At 72.7% G+C, this 14,977-nt stretch carries 11 protein-coding genes; 5 read left to right on the forward strand and 6 right to left on the reverse strand.

The genetic code is table 11. The features are described 5' to 3' along the window. The 5 genes from rpsP to QL983_RS00585 all read right to left on the reverse strand — a co-directional run bounded on the left by rpsP (position 1) and on the right by QL983_RS00585 (position 6,850). Positions 1-447 (reverse strand): 30S ribosomal protein S16, encoded by a 447-nt coding sequence (gene rpsP, locus QL983_RS00565; RefSeq protein WP_020628324.1) that lies wholly within the window; start codon positions 445-447, stop codon positions 1-3. Between the two features lie 200 nt (positions 448-647). After that, positions 648-2,234 (reverse strand): signal recognition particle protein, encoded by a 1,587-nt coding sequence (gene ffh / locus QL983_RS00570; RefSeq protein WP_060973685.1) that lies wholly within the window; start codon positions 2,232-2,234, stop codon positions 648-650. Between the two features lie 123 nt (positions 2,235-2,357). Next, entirely contained in the window at positions 2,358-3,614 is a 1,257-nt protein-coding gene (locus QL983_RS00575) for an ammonium transporter (protein WP_230277847.1), read from the reverse strand. A 243-nt stretch (positions 3,615-3,857) separates the two neighbouring features. Beyond that, a complete protein-coding gene (gene ftsY, locus QL983_RS00580; RefSeq protein ID WP_181816366.1) occupies positions 3,858-5,066 on the reverse strand; it encodes a signal recognition particle-docking protein FtsY in 1,209 nt (402 codons plus the stop codon). 47 nt (positions 5,067-5,113) lie between these two features. Next, entirely contained in the window at positions 5,114-6,850 is a 1,737-nt protein-coding gene (locus tag QL983_RS00585; protein WP_185194693.1) for an alginate lyase family protein, read from the reverse strand. Positions 6,851-7,146: 296 nt separating this feature from the next. Here QL983_RS00585 and QL983_RS00590 point away from each other — a divergent pair, with 296 nt between their 5' ends. Beyond that, on the forward strand, positions 7,147-8,451 hold the full coding sequence (locus tag QL983_RS00590; protein ID WP_206481482.1) for an MFS transporter: 1,305 nt from the start codon (positions 7,147-7,149) through the stop codon (positions 8,449-8,451). 93 nt (positions 8,452-8,544) lie between these two features. On the opposite strand, the gene wecB is transcribed toward QL983_RS00590, so the two are convergent. Beyond that, positions 8,545-9,690, reverse strand: coding sequence for a UDP-N-acetylglucosamine 2-epimerase (non-hydrolyzing) (gene wecB / locus QL983_RS00595; protein WP_100057394.1), 1,146 nt, complete (start codon positions 9,688-9,690; stop codon positions 8,545-8,547). Positions 9,691-9,867: 177 nt separating this feature from the next. On the opposite strand from wecB, the gene QL983_RS00600 reads away from it, so the two are divergent. The 4 genes from QL983_RS00600 to QL983_RS00615 all read left to right on the forward strand — a co-directional run. Continuing rightward, a complete protein-coding gene (locus QL983_RS00600; protein ID WP_098471505.1) occupies positions 9,868-10,755 on the forward strand; it encodes an ABC transporter permease in 888 nt (295 codons plus the stop codon). After that, positions 10,752-11,627, forward strand: coding sequence for an ABC transporter ATP-binding protein (locus QL983_RS00605; RefSeq protein ID WP_100057395.1), 876 nt, complete (start codon positions 10,752-10,754; stop codon positions 11,625-11,627). Before QL983_RS00600 ends, QL983_RS00605 begins: the two co-directional genes overlap by 4 nt. Then, positions 11,624-13,420, forward strand: a complete 1,797-nt coding sequence (locus QL983_RS00610) for a hypothetical protein (RefSeq protein WP_230259813.1) — start codon at positions 11,624-11,626, stop codon at positions 13,418-13,420. Before QL983_RS00605 ends, QL983_RS00610 begins: the two co-directional genes overlap by 4 nt. A gap of 20 nt (positions 13,421-13,440) precedes the next feature. Then, a partial coding sequence (locus QL983_RS00615; protein ID WP_290151000.1) for a glycosyltransferase family 4 protein occupies positions 13,441-14,977 on the forward strand: 1,537 nt, incomplete at its 3' end.

The raw sequence follows: 14,977 nt of genomic DNA on the forward strand, positions 1-14,977 counted from the left end.
TCACTCGGACTTCTCGGCGTCCTCGGCCGGCGCCTCAGCGGCCTCCTCGGCCGGAGCCTCGGCGGCCTGCTCGGACTCGGCCGGGGCCTCCTCCTGCTTCGGCTCCTCCGGCAGGATGACCGAGCCCTTCTCGGGGGCCACGAAGGCCTCCTTCTCGGACTTGGACTTCAGGGTGCCCTCGGCGCCCGACTCGCCCTTGAACTTCTGCCAGTCACCGGTGACCTTCAGCAGCGCGGCGACCTGCTCGGTCGGCTGGGCGCCGACGGAGAGCCAGTACTGGGCGCGCTCCGAGTCGATCTCGATGAACGAGGGCTCCTCGGTGGGGTGGTACTTGCCGATCTCCTCGATGGCACGGCCATCGCGGCGGGTGCGCGAGTCCATGACGACGACGCGGTAGAACGGGGCGCGGATCTTGCCGAACCGCTTCAGACGAATCTTGACAGCCACGAGTGTGGTTCTCCTTCAGTGGATCTGGGGGGCCGGGGCACGACGCCGCGTGGGGGCAGCGGGCGTCGACGACCTGGCACACGGAACGGAGCGCAGCGGAGGATAGAGGGTCGTCCGGGCTCACGCTCAGTACCGTGCCATTCTGCCAGATCGGGCGGGCCGGTGCACACCCGGCGCGCCGCGACCGAGCAGCGGGCGGCTCAGCGGTCCTTGAGGTACTTCTCGAAGCCCGCCGGCAGGTTGAGGGTGGACGGGTCGAAGCCCTCCATGCCCGCGCCGTCGCGGCCGAACACCGCCCCGGCCTGCGCCTGGGCGGCGCGGGCGCGCCGCTCCTCGATCGCCTTGCGCTCGGCCGCGGCCTTGGCCGGGTTGCCGGACTTCACGCGATCGCGCTTCGCGTTCTTGCCCTTGCCCTTCGTCTTGCGGGAGGCGCCGCCCGGCATCCCGGGCATGCCCGGGATGCCACCGCCGGCGGCCATGCGCTTCATCATCTTCTGCGCCTCGGCGAAGCGCTCGAGCAGGCCGTTGACCTCGGACACGCTCACGCCCGAGCCGCGGGCGATGCGGGCACGGCGCGAGCCGTTGATGATCTTGGGGGCCACGCGCTCGTGCGGGGTCATCGAGTGGATGATCGCCTCGACGCGGCCGATCGACGACTCGTCGAACTGCTCAAGCTGCTGCCGCATGCCCTGGGCGCCCGGCATCATCATGAGCATCTTCTTCAGCGAGCCCATCTTCTTGAGCTGCTGCATCTGGGCGAGGAAGTCGTCGAGGGTGAAGTCCTCCTGGTCCGCGAACTTGCGGGCCATCTTCTCGGCCTCGGTGCGGTCCCAGTTCTGCTCGGCCTGCTCGATCAGGGAGAGCACGTCGCCCATGTCGAGGATGCGCGAGGCCATGCGGTCCGGGTGGAAGACCTCGAAGTCCTTCAGGCCCTCGCCCGTGGAGGCGAACATGATCGGCTTGCCGGTCACGTGGCGGACGGACAGCGCGGCGCCGCCGCGCGCGTCGCCGTCGAGCTTGGTGAGCACGACGCCGGTGAAGCCGACGCCCTCGTTGAACGCCTGGGCCGTGGCCACGGCGTCCTGGCCGATCATCGCGTCGATGACGAAGAGCACCTCGTCCGGGTCCACGGCGGCGCGGATGTCTGCGGCCTGCTGCATGAGCTCGGCGTCCACGCCGAGGCGGCCCGCGGTGTCGATGATGACCACGTCGTGGTACTTCGTGTTGGCCTCGGCGACGCCGTCGCGGGCCACCTGCACCGGGTCGCCGGAGGCGGCCTCGAACTCGGAGGAGACGCCGGGGTGCGGCGCGTAGACCGGGACGCCGGCGCGCTCGCCGCCGACCTGCAGCTGCTTCACGGCGTTCGGGCGCTGGAGGTCGCAGGCCACGAGCAGCGGGGTGTGGCCCTGGGACTTGAGCAGGTGGGCGAGCTTGCCGGCGAGGGTCGTCTTGCCGGCGCCCTGCAGGCCCACGAGCATGATGACGGTGGTGCCCGTCTTGGCGTGCTGGATGCGCCGGGTCTCACCGCCGAGGATGCCCACGAGCTCCTCGTTGACGATCTTCACGACCTGCTGGCCCGGGTTCAGGGCCTGGGCCACCTCGGCGCTGAGGGCGCGCTCCTTGATCTGCGCGATGAACTGGCGGACCACGGGCACGGCGACGTCGGCGTCCAGGAGGGCGCGGCGGATCTCGCGTGCGGTGGCGTCGATGTCCGCCTCGCTCAGCCGCCCCTTGCCCTTGAGGCTGCGGAAGGTGGCTGTGAGGCGGTCGGACAGGGAGTTGAACACGGCGGGTGTGATCCTTCGAAGCGGGGTCGACTGAGCCGGACGCGGTCGGTCGCGGGCGCCGCGGCATCCACCGCGGCGCCCGCCAAGCCTAGCAACCGACCGGCCTCACCCGTCCGCGGCGGCTCACCGCGCCTCGGCGGGGACGGGCACCCCGCCGAAGCCGACGTCGTAGTGGTAGGCCGACTCGTCGTGCAGGGTGAGGTCCACGCCGCGCTCCTCGTCCTCCTCGCTCACGCGCAGGCCCAGGGTGGCCTTGAGCACGAGCGCGATGAGGAAGGTGAGCACCGCGGTGAACACCACGGCCACGACGACGGCCACCGTCTGGGCCAGCAGCAGACGGCCGTCCCCGCCGTAGAACAGGCCCGCGGGGCCCTCGGAGGGCAGGGCGAAGAAGCCGATGAGCACGGTGCCCAGGATGCCGGCGGTCAGGTGCACGCCCACCACGTCGAGGGAGTCGTCGAAGCCGAGGCGGTACTTGAGGTTCACGGCCAGGGCGCTGGCCGCGCCGGAGGCCACGCCGATCACCAGGGCGCCGAGCGGGCTGACGAAGGCGCACGCCGGAGTGATGCCGACGAGGCCGGCCACGATGCCGGAGGCGGTGCCGATCGAGGTCGGGCGGCCGCGGCGCACCCACTCCACCACGACCCAGCCGAGCATGCCGGCCGCGGCGGCGGCCAGGGTGTTGATCCAGATCAGGCCGAGCTGGCCCGTGTCGCCGGCGGCGCCGCCGTTGAAGCCGAACCAGCCGAACCACAGCAGGGCGGCGCCCAGCATGGTGAAGGGCACGTTGTGCGGCTTGTGGCCGGGGTCCACGCCGAAGCCCTTGCGCTTGCCCATCATCAGGGCCAGGACGAGCGCCGCCACGCCGGCGCTGATGTGCACCACGAGGCCGCCGGCGAAGTCCAGGGCCTCGCCGAGGCGCGAGCCGATGGCGCCCTCCTCGGCGAGCAGGCCGCCGCCCCACACCATGTAGGCCAGCGGCGCGTAGACCAGGGTCACCCACACCGGCACGAACACGCACCAGGTGAGGAAGCGGGCGCGGTCCGCGACCGCGCCCGAGATGAGGGCCACCGTGATGATGGCGAAGGTGGCGCCGAAGCCGGCGGCGATCAGACCGCCCTCCTCCATCGCGGTGGTGAGGCCGGGGTCGGCCAGCGGGCTGCCGACGAGGCCGAGCCAGCCCTCGCCGCCGGTCATGCCGGAGACCCAGAGGATCCACACGACGCCGACCAGGCCCATCGAGACGAAGGACATCATCATCATGTTCAGCGCGGACTTCGAGCGGGTCATCCCGCCGTAGAACAAGGCGAGCCCCGGTGTCATCAAGAGGACGAGGCCTGCGCTCACCACCATCCACACGGTTCCGGCGTCCAGGGTCATCTCGTTCATGGGCGTCTCCTCGGTCTGAGCCGGACGCCCGCCGCGTCGACGCCGTTCGTCCGGCGTCGTCGCCCGGTCCAGGATCGGACCGTTGCTCAAGGAGCGTAGCGGAGCGTGAGGCGCGGCACGGTGGCGCGCACGGAATCGGACGCAATGTGACGCGCCGCGCCGCCGGGGGTGACCGGGGACGCAGCGGGCCCCTCCCGACGACGTCGGAAGGGGCCCGGTGCGCGGCGCGGCGGGTCAGTCGGCCAGCAGCGCGTCCACGAAGCCCTCGGCGGTGAACGGCGCGAGGTCATCGGGGCCCTCGCCGAGGCCGATCAGCTTGACGGGCACGCCGAGCTGGCGCTGGATGGCGATCACGATGCCGCCCTTGGCGGTGCCGTCCAGCTTGGTCAGCACGATGCCGGTGACGTCCACGACCTCGGCGAACACCTTCGCCTGGGTCAGGCCGTTCTGGCCGGTGGTGGCGTCGAGGACGAGCAGGACCTCGTCCACCTCGGCCTGCTTCTCGATGACGCGCTTGATCTTGCCGAGCTCGTCCATGAGGTTGGCCTTGTTCTGCAGGCGGCCCGCGGTGTCCACGAGCACGACGTCGACGCCCTCGGCGATGCCGCGCTCCACGGCCTCGAAGGCGACGGACGCCGGGTCGGCGCCCTCCTTCTCGGAGCGGACGGTCTCGACGCCCACGCGGGCACCCCACGTGGCGAGCTGCTCGGCGGCGGCGGCGCGGAAGGTGTCCGCGGCGCCGAGCACGACGGTGCGGTCCTCCGCCACGAGCACGCGGGCGAGCTTGCCCACGGTGGTGGTCTTGCCGACGCCGTTGACGCCCACGACCATGGTCACGGCGGGGCGGTCGCCCTTGCGGGTCGCGGCGAGACGGCGGTCCATCGAGGGGTCCACCATCGCCACGAGCTCCTCGCGCAGCAGGGTGCGCACCTGCTCGGGGTCACGCGTGCCCTCGACCGTGACGCGGGCCTTGAGGCGGTCGACGAGCTCCAGGGTGGGCTCGGTGCCGAGGTCCGCCATCAGCAGCGTCTCCTCGATCTCGTCCCACACGTCGTCGTCGATGCGGTCCTGGGACAGCAGCGCCAGCAGGCCCTTGCCGAAGACGTTGTTGGACTTGAGCAGGCGGGCCCGCAGGCGGGCCAGGCGCGAGCCGGCGGCCTCGGGCCGCTCGTACTCGGGCTTCGCCGGGGCGGTCTCCGCCTCCTCGACGACGGTGGGCTCCGGCTCGGCGACGACGGGCGGCGCCTCGTCGACCTCGGGGCGTTCCAGGACGGCGGTGGAGCCCGACGGGGCCGCGTGCCGCGGGCTCGGGCGCGGGTCGTCCGCGTCCCGCACTTCCTGGTACGACCCCTTCGGCGGGGCGGGGCGCCGGTCCAGCAGGCCGACGAGCACGCCGCCCAGCAGCAGGGCGGCCACGACTGAGACTATGAGCACGATTTCCACGGGCCCAGTCTGTCACACGGGCCGTCGCCCGCCCCGGGCCGCACGGTTCACGTCAGGCGGGAGAGGGTGCCGTCCTGCTGCACCGCGACTCGGGCGTGCCCATCCTCGCTCCGGACCGTGAGGATGACGGAGCCGTCGGGGGCGCTCTCACTGTCCACCTTCACGGCGTCGCCCGCGGCGGCCGGGACGAGCACACTCACGATCGCGGACTCGGCTCCGGTCGAACGGAACGCGACCTGAGTCGCCTCCTCCCGTTCCTGCTCTGCGGGGTAGTGCCATCCGTGGTGGGCGTGGCCGCCCTCGACGTCGGTCTCGCCCCGTCGCAGGTGCACACCGCCACGCGGCACCGGCTCACCGTCCAGGCGCACCTGCACCAGGGTCGTCGATTCGCCGGAGCCTGCGTCCACCGCCCGGACGGTGTCCTCGGAGACCCTCTCTGCCGAGAACTCCGCCGGAAGATTCCAGAGCGTCTCGACCACATGGTCCGTCCGGCCGTCGAGGATGCGAGTGCGATCCACGATGACGGCGACGTCCGGGTCGGTGAGCACGAGAACAGAACGGGCCCGCTCCCCGCCGACGTCCAGGTTCTGGCGCGCCGTCGCACCGTCGGCAGAGCCATCCGACGACACCCACACATCACCCCGCTCGGCGGGACCCGCGCCCGGGTACTCGTCGAGCGTCGGAATGTGGATCACGTTGTGCGCAGTCGGCCCCAGACCCCACGGTCGCCAACTGTCCTCGACGATGCCGGGATGTCCCCCGTCTTCGACGATCTGGCGACCGCGCGCCGTGTACAGGAACTGCATCAGATCACCGCGGTGGGACTTCGTCTCCCGCCCCGTGCCCGTGCGCAGCATCCACGCGGCGGCGTCCGCGAAGCCGTCGTCGGGAGTTCCCCAGGATGACCGGCCGAATACGGGGCCGGAGTCAAAAGCACGGACACGGTCGGCGGACGCGACGCCCTCCGCCCCGTCGGTGGCCGCGTAGCGCAGCTCATCGCTCATGCCGTCGAATGGCTTGACAGGGAACTCTGCACTGTCCCCGTATTGCCAATATGAGCCCGTCGAATCAACCATATGAGGAAGGGCTTGACCCATTTTTTCCACCCCATCCTCGAAGGCGCCGGATTCGACCCCGCATCGGGCTGCCGTCTCATCGATGGCTTGGAAGAGCACATAGTTGAATTGCGCGTAATGCGGTGCCGCTTCGTTGCTGAGGCCCTGGTCGTCCACCTGGAAGGGGATATCTCCTTCGGCGCGCTCCATGGCGTGCTCCATCCAGTCCGGTCGGCCCAGAACGCACCCGGCGCCCAGAAGAGCCAGATTCTCCATCGACCCGTGATTGTGCCGCTTCGAGTAGCGCGCCATGTTCTGCGCTGCGTGCTGGCCGATCAGATCATCCAGCCAGGCATACTCCTCCGGCAGACTGCCGTCCTTGGCAAGTTCAGCAGAACGTGCTGCGCGGTCGGCGACCACTTCACGGAAGCAGAGGAGGACCCCCATGCGATGATGGTTGGCCTCCGCATCATCATGGTCGCCGCCCCATCCGCCCTCGTGGTCAGCCCGCCAATCGCGTATGACCCGCTCAGCGACACCGAGGGCCTCCTCGTCGCCTTCCCGGCCGGCTTCGATGCTGGGCCCGATCCACCTGAGGGAAGACAGCCACAGACGCCAGCCTTCGTCCTGGTAAGGATCTACATCCCAGTCGATGTCACCCGATCCGTCACCCACCGCGACGGGATCGAACTGGCGCCACCCGTAGACGTCCCGCGCGTTGGTCTCCACGGTGTTGAATCTCTGGAGCTGCCCATAGCCTCGACACGGAGAGAGGCTTGCGCGTTCGACGGCGGTCATGGGGTGGCCAGCTGTCTGGGGAGGATCCCCGGACTCGTCGCCGGGCGCCGCGGCAGGGTGAGGTGCACAGCCCGCCAACCCGACGGCAGCGGCCAGCAGGCCGGCGCAGACGCGGAACATCCGGCGACGGCCGGAGGAAGACCGGTGGTCCATCTCACCAGTGTCCCACGAGGCGTGGCGGACGTCGCCCCGGGTCGCACACCCGGCGCCGTGCGAAGATGGCGGTCATGCCGTTGTCGTCCGCCCGCTCCTCGCGGGTCCCCCTGCCCCGTGAGATCAAGGTCCTCGTCGCCGCCGCGTTCATCATCGCGATCGGCTTCGGCATCATCGCCCCGCTGCTGCCGCAGTACGCGGCGACGTTCGACGCGTCCGCCGTCGGGGTGGCCGCCGTCGTGTCCGCGTTCGGGCTGACCCGCCTCCTGTTCGCCCCGGTCTCCGGCAAGCTGACGAACCGGCTCGGCGAGACGCCCGTGTACATGACGGGCGTGCTGATCGTGGCCGCGTCCATGTTCCTGATCGCCTTCGCGCAGACCTTCCCGCAGCTGATCCTCTTCCGCGCGATCGGCGGCATCGGCTCCACCCTGTTCACCGTGTCCGCGATGGCGTTCCTGGCCCGGAAGTCCCCGCCCACGATGCGCGGCAGGATCTCGGGCGCCTACGCGTCCGCCTTTCTGATCGGCAACATCGTGGGGCCGATCGTGGGCTCCGCCCTGGCCGTGTTCGGGTACCGGGCCCCGTTCCTGATCTACGGCAGCTCCCTGGTGGTGGCGGCGGCCCTCGTGTTCTTCCTGCTCAAGGACACCCGGCTCGCGGACCGCGCCGTCCGCGACGTCCGCCCCGCCATGCCGATCCGGGAGGCCCTGGCCAACCCGTCCTACCGGGCCGCGCTGGTCTCCTTCTTCGCCAACGGCTGGGCGACGTTCGGGGTGCGGAACTCGGTGATGCCCCTGTTCGCGGCGAGCGCGTTCGCCGGCACGGCGCTGCTGGGCTGGGAGGTGGACGGCGCGCTCATGGCGGGCCTGGCCCTGTCCGTGTTCGCGCTCGGCAACGTCACGGCCGTGACGTTCAGCTCGCGGCTGTCCGACGTGCACGGGCGCCGGCCGCTGATCCTGACGGGCCTGCTCGTCATGGCCGTCACCACCGGGGTGATCGGCTGGATGAGCTCGCCCGCGCTCTTCCTGCTCGCGTGCCTGCTGGCCGGCGCGGGCACGGGCACCCTGAACGCCCCGCAGCAGGCGGCCATCGGCGACGTCGTCGGCCAGGGGCGGCGCGCCGGCGCTGTGATGTCCACCGCCCAGATGTCCGCCGACCTGGGCGCCATCTCCGGTCCGCTGCTGGCCGGGCTCGTGGTGGACACCGCCGGCTACGGATGGGCGTTCGCGCTCACCGGCGGCGTCATCCTGCTCGGCGCGCTCGCGTGGTGGCGTGCTCCGGAGACCAATCTGCCGATCGTGCCCGGTGGGCCCCGCACCGGGTCCCTGCCGCTGGTCCGCCCGGAGGACGCCCGGGTGACCCCGCGCGAGGACGGGTGACGTCGGGGCAGGCACGAGGCCGCCGTCCCCGCGGGGACGGCGGCCTCGTGACGTCGACGGGGTGGGTGTCCCCGTCCGGGGGTGTGGTGCGGCTCAGGCGCCGTCGAAGGCCGGCAGCCGCTCGCCCACGCCGAGCAGCTCGGCGATCGCTGAGACCGTGCGCTCGGCCGCGCGGCCGTCGCCGTAGGGGTTCACGGCCTGGGACATCGCGCTGTACGCGGCCTCGTCCGTCAGCAGGCGGGTGACCTCGGTGACCACGACCTCCTCGTCCGTGCCGATCAGACGCACGGTGCCGGCGGTCACGGCCTCGGGACGCTCGGTGTTCTCGCGCATCACGAGGACGGGCTTGCCCAGCGACGGGGCCTCCTCCTGGACGCCGCCGGAGTCCGTCAGCACGACGGTGGCCACAGACAGCAGGTGGGTGAACTCGCCGTAGGCGAGGGGCTCGGTCACGAGCACGTTCTCGCGGCCCTCGATCTCCGGCAGGATCGCCTCGCGCACCACCGGGTTGCGGTGCGCCGGCAGCACGAAGGTGACCTCGGGGTGGTCCGCGGCCAGGCGGGCCAGGGCGCGGCCCACGCCGCGCATCGCATCGCCCTGGTTCTCGCGCCGGTGGGTGGTCACGAGGACGACGCGACGGCCGGACGCCTCCAGCTCGGCCAGACGCTCGTCCTCGAACGGCACCTGGTGGCTGACGGCCTCCAGCAGTGCGTCGATCACGGTGTTGCCCGTGACGTAGACGTCCTCCGCGGCCACGGCCTCACGCAGCAGGTTGTCCCGGCTCACGGTGGTCGGGGGCAGGTGCAGCGCCGAGATCTGGCTGGTGATCTTGCGGTTGGCCTCCTCCGGGAACGGGGAGAGGATGTCGAAGCTGCGCAGGCCTGCCTCGGCGTGGACCACGGGGATGCCGCGGTTGAAGGCGGCGACGGCGCCCGCCGTCGAGGTCGTGGTGTCGCCCTGGACGACGACGGCGTCCGGCCGCTCCTGCTCGAGGACGGCGTCGAGCCCGTCGAGGGTGCGGGCGAACACGCCGTTGAGGGTCTGGCGCGGCTGGATGATGTTCAGGTCGTGGTCCGGGACGATGCCGAACAGCTCGTTGACCTGGTCCAGCATCTCGCGGTGCTGCCCCGTGACGGTCACCACGCACTCGAACCGCTCGTCGGCCTGCAGCGCCTTGACGATGGGGGCCACCTTGATCGCCTCCGGGCGGGTTCCGTAGATGGGCATGACCTTGGGCACAGTTGCTCCTCTTGACTGGACGACGGACCGCGGCCGCGGCCCGATCAGGCTCGACGCGGGCGCGAGCTGTCGCCAGTCTACTGACGGCGCCGCCGCACCACCGGTTGCTAGAGTGGCGACTCGCGGCGGGCCGCCCCGGCCCGCCTTCCCGCCTGCATGAAGAGAGGCCGCGACGGCATGGCAGACACCGGCGATCCCCGCGTCCCGAGCGGCACCGCGGTCCTGACCGTGGACGGAGCCACCCTGCGCCGAGTGGGCGCCCGTCCGGGCCTGGCGCGCTACCTGGCCTCCCTCTGGGAGTACCGCTCGTTCATCCTGTTCGACTCCCGCTCCCGGATCGCCGGGGCGAACTCCGTCAACGCGCTCGGCCGCGTCTGGATGGTCCTCAACCCGATCCTCGACGGCGCGGCGTACTTCCTCGTGTTCGGGCTGCTGCTGGGCACCGGCCGTGGCGTGCCGAACTTCCTCGGCTACCTGATCATCGGCGTGTTCCTGTTCCGCTACACCTCGAGCGCGATCACGGCGGGGTCGCGTTCGATCTCGACCAACCTCTCCATCGTCCGCGCCTTCCGCTTCCCGCGGGCCACACTGCCGATCGCGACGAACATCCGCGAGCTGATGCTCTTCGGCCCGACGCTGGTGGTGATGCTGGTGCTGGTCCTGGCCATCCCGCCGATGGAGCAGATCACGTGGCGCTGGCTGCTGCTGATCCCGCTGCTGGCGCTGCAGACGCTGTTCAACGTCGGCGCCTCCCTCCTGCTGGCCCGCTACGTGGCCCGCTGGTCCGACCTGTCCAACCTCATCGCGTTCGGCACCCGGATCTGGCTCTACGTCTCCGCCGTGTTCTTCAGCGCCGACCGCTTCGCGAACATCCCGCCGTTGATGACCGCCATGCATCTGAACCCGCTGTTCTGCGTCCTGGACATCGCGCGACAGTCCCTGCTGTACGCCTCCGACGCGGACCCCATGCGGTGGATCGTCCTCGCGGCGTGGACGGCGGCCCTGCTCGTGGTGGGGACCGTGGTGTTCTGGCGCGCCGAGGAGACCTACGGGGAGGAACGATGAGCGCGGAGCCGCTGACTCCCTCCGTCGTCGTCGACGAGGCGTCCATGACCTACCGCGTCCTCTCGGCCGAAGCGGTCCAGCCCCGCCGGGGCCTGCGGGGTCGGGTCCGCGCCGCCCGGGGCGTTCGCACCACGGAGGTCCAGGCGCTGCAGCCGCTGTCGTTCGTGGTGGGGCGCGGCGAGTCCGTGGGCGTGATCGGCACGAACGGGTCCGGCAAGTCCACCCTGATGAAGCTCATCACTGGCCAGATGCGCCCGACCACCGGCCACATCTACGCGACCTCCACGCCCGTGATGCTGGGCGTCAACGCCGCGCTCGTGCGCCAGGTCTCCGGTGAGGACAACATCCGTCTGGGCTGCCTGGCGATGGGGATGTCCCGCGCGGAGGCGGAGGCCAAGCGGGACGCCGTCGTCGCCCTGTCCGGTCTCGACGACCACGCGCTCCAGCTGCCGCTCAAGGCGTACTCCTCGGGCATGGCCGCGCGCCTGCAGTTCGCGATCGCCACCTCGGTGGACCCGGACATCCTCGTGATCGACGAGGCGCTCAACACGGGCGACGCCCAGTTCCGGGAGCGCACGCGCCAGCGGCTCGACGAGTTGCGCGAGCAGGCCGGCTGCGTGTTCCTGGTCAGCCACTCCCTCAGCACCATCCAGGAGATGTGCCAGCGCGTGATCTGGATCGAGCGGGGCGTCCTGACGATGGACGGCAGCCCTCGCGCCGTGACGCGCGGCTACAACCTCTACGCCCGGGCCATGGCCCAGGGGCGGACCGAGGAGGCCCAGGAAATCCTCGAGCGCAAGCAGTCAGAGCTCGTGCGGGAGCGCATCGCGTGGAGCGGCGGCGAGCGGCCCACCGGGATCACCGCGCTGTGAACACGGCCGGGGCGCGGCTGCGTCGCTGGGTGGGCCGGGCCCGCATCGTGGGCGAGCGCGCGGCCGCCACGGCCGGCGACGTCGGCGCCTCGGCCCTCCGCGCGGCGCGCGGCGCGCGGGGCGCGGCCGTCCTCCCGGAGCGCACCTGGCGTGCGGCGGACGTGTATGTGCCGGACGCGTCGGCCGCGCTCCCGCTCCCGGCGGCGGCGGTGCTGCGCCGCGCCCTGACGGGTGCGCGCGTCCCCTCCCTCGACGCGTTCTCCCCCCTCGGGCCCCGGCCGGCCGCCGCGCCGGCCGTCCTGCTCCTGCCGGTGGACGGGCAGGCCGGGCGCGGCTGGTCCGTCGAGGCGGCCGCCGAGCTGGCCGGCCGGCGCTGCGCGGACCTGGAGATGCCCGCCGGCGCGCCCGGCCTGCACACGGTGCTGATGACTGACCCGGCCTCCCGCCGGGCCCTGACCGCCGCCCTGCGCACCGCCGGCGGCCGCCTCCCCGGGGTGCTCGTCGTCGCGTGCCCGGACCCGGCGACGGCGGCCGGCCGGGCGCGGGTCCTGGCCGTGCTGGGGCTCGTCGACGCGGTCCTCGCCCCGGAGGGGACCCGGCTGGACCCCCCGCTCGCCCGCGTGGCCGCACGCGCGGGCCGCGCCGTGATCGGACCGGACCGGGCAGCCGAGACGTGGGAGCGCCTGGCCGCCGCCGGCCGGGCGGCGCGCCTGGACTCGCTCACGCCCGCCGAGGCCGCCGGCCCACCCGCCGCGCCGGCACCCCGGGTGCGGGTGACCGCGGAGCCGCGCCGCGTCGTCGTCGCGGGCCACGACCTGAAGTTCGCGGGCGCGCTGATGGACCGGCTGCGCGCAGACGGGCACGAGGTGCGCGTGGACGCCTGGCGCGGCCACGCCCGCCACGACGTCGAGCGCAGCCGCGCCCTGGCCGCGTGGGCGGACGTGGTGCACTGCGAATGGAGCCTCGGCAATCTCGCCTGGTACTCCCGGCACCTGGACTCTCCGCACCGCACGACGCGGTTGACCAGCAGGCTCCACCTGCAGGAGGCGGGCACCGCGTTCCCGTCCCGGGTGCGTCAGGACGCCCTGGACGAGTGGGTGTTCGTGGCCGAGCACGTGCGCGCCCAGGTGCTGCGGGACACCCGCTTCCCGGCCGCGCGGGCCTCGGTGGTGCCGAACGCGGTGGAGGTGCCGCCCACGCTCCCGGACGGCGACGACGACCGGCGCTTCGTGCTCGGGCTGGTGGGCGTGCTGCCCGAGCGGAAGGGACTGCACCGCGCCCTTGACCTGCTGGCGGCGCTCCGGCGGGTCGAGCCCCGCCACACGCTCCGGATCCGCGGCCACCACCCGGAGGAGGTCGGCTGGATGGCGCAGCGCCCCACCGCGGCGGCCTACTACCGGGCGCAGCTGCGCCGCATCGATACCGACCCGATGCTCGCCGGAGCCGTGGCCTGGGACCCCCACGGGCCGGACATGCCCGCGTGGTATGCCCGGGTGGGCGTCGCGCTCTCCGTCTCGGACTTCGAGTCGTTCCACTTCACGCTGCCCGACGGCGCCGCGCACGGCTGTCTGCCAGCCGCACTCGCGTGGGCGGGCGCCGACCTGCTCTACCCCGCCGCGTGGCTGAGCCCGGACGTGGCCACCATGGCCGAGGCCCTTCGCCAGGCGACGGCCGACGCGCGGGCCTGGCGGTCCGCCGTGGCCCAGGCCCGGCGAGACGTGGCGCACATCTATGCTGAGGATAACGTCGTGCCTCGGCTGGTCCGTCGGATCCTGGGGAGCGCCGCCACCTGACCCTGCTGAGAAGGAGCCCCATGCCCGTCGCCACGCCCGCCCCCCGCCGACCCCGGATGGCGATGCTGGTGGGGAACCAGGTCGTCGGAGACTCGCGCGTGGAGAAGGCCGCGGTCTCTGCGGTGCGCGCCGGCTACGACGTCGTCGTGGTGGGCGTCTCCCACCGCACCACGTTCAATCTCGGCCGGTACGGGTCCGTGCCCATCCTGCGCGTGCCCGTGACGTTCCGGCGGCACCTGGCCTGGCAGACCCTGCACGGGACCGCCCGGCCGGACGCGACGGACTGGTCCGCCGTGCTGGACCCCGAGGAGGCCGCGGCGATGACCGCCTGGGACCTCGCCCACGAGTCCGGGGCGGGCCTGCCCCAGGCCGTGGTGCGCGGGCTGTCGCCCCACGCCCTGCCCGACGGGGCCCGCGGCCGACTCGGCCGGGCCGCCCGTCGCCTGGGCCGCCTCGGCCCGGCGCGGGGCCGCCGAGGCCGGGCTGCAGCGCGGGGCCGGCGCGCGCTGAAGAACTTCGCCGCCGGGCGGACCGGCGCCTGGCGCGAAGTCTGGCCCCTGATCGCGGACTACGAGGACGGCTTCCTGCGTGCCCTGATCGACCTCGCGCCCGACCTCGTCCACGTGCACGACCGCCATCCCCTGCCCGCCGCGGCCGCCTACGACCGCTACCGCGCCGCGCGCGGGCTGTCGCCGGTGCCGTGGGTCTACGACGCGCACGAGTGGCTGCCCGGCCAGATGATGCCCGGGCCCGTGGACCAGCGCATCGCGTGGAAGGCGGCCGAGGCCGAGCTGATCCACGAGGCCGACGCCGTCGTCGCCGTCACGGACGGACTGGCCGACCGGATGCGCGAGTACCACGCCCTGCCGGAACGCCCCGTGACGGTGATCAACGGGCCGTGGGGCACGCAGGTCCCGATGGACCCGGCCGAGCGCCTGCCCCTGCGCACCGAGCTGGGCCTATCCGACGACGTCCCGCTGCTCGTCTACGTCGGCAAGCTGGCCGAGGTCCGCGGCGTGGGCACGCTGGTGGACGCCCTGCCGCTGCTGCCCGGCGTCCACGTCGCGTTCGTGGGCTCCCCCGACCCCGGCGCCCGGCAGGGCCTGCGCGACCGGGCTGCCCAGCTCGACGTCGCCGACCGGATGCACATCGTCGACTACGTGCCCTCGGCCTCTGTGACGTGGTACGTCTCCTCCGCCACCGCGGGCGTGAGCCCTCTGCTCCCCACCCCGGCCCACGAGAGCGCGGTGGCCACCAAGCTGCGTGAATGCCTGCTGGCGGGTCTGCCGCTGATCGTGTCCGACCTGCGCGAGCAGGCCCGTTTCGTCCGGGAGCAGGGGGTGGGGACCGTGTTCGCCCCCGGGGACGCGGCGGACCTCGCCCGGGCCGTGCGCGACCTCCTGGCGCGACGGACCGAGCTGACCGCGGCCGCGCGCTCCCCGGAGATCACCGCCCGCCACGGGTGGGAGGCCGCCGAGCGGGCGCTGCACGGCCTCTGGCGGCGTCTCGTGCCCACGCCCGCCGCGCCGCCGCCCGTGGAGATCGCCCCGGACCCCG

The sequence above is a fragment of the Micrococcus sp. APC 4021 genome (assembly GCF_030407635.1).
GTDB lineage: Bacteria > Actinomycetota > Actinomycetes > Actinomycetales > Micrococcaceae > Micrococcus > Micrococcus luteus.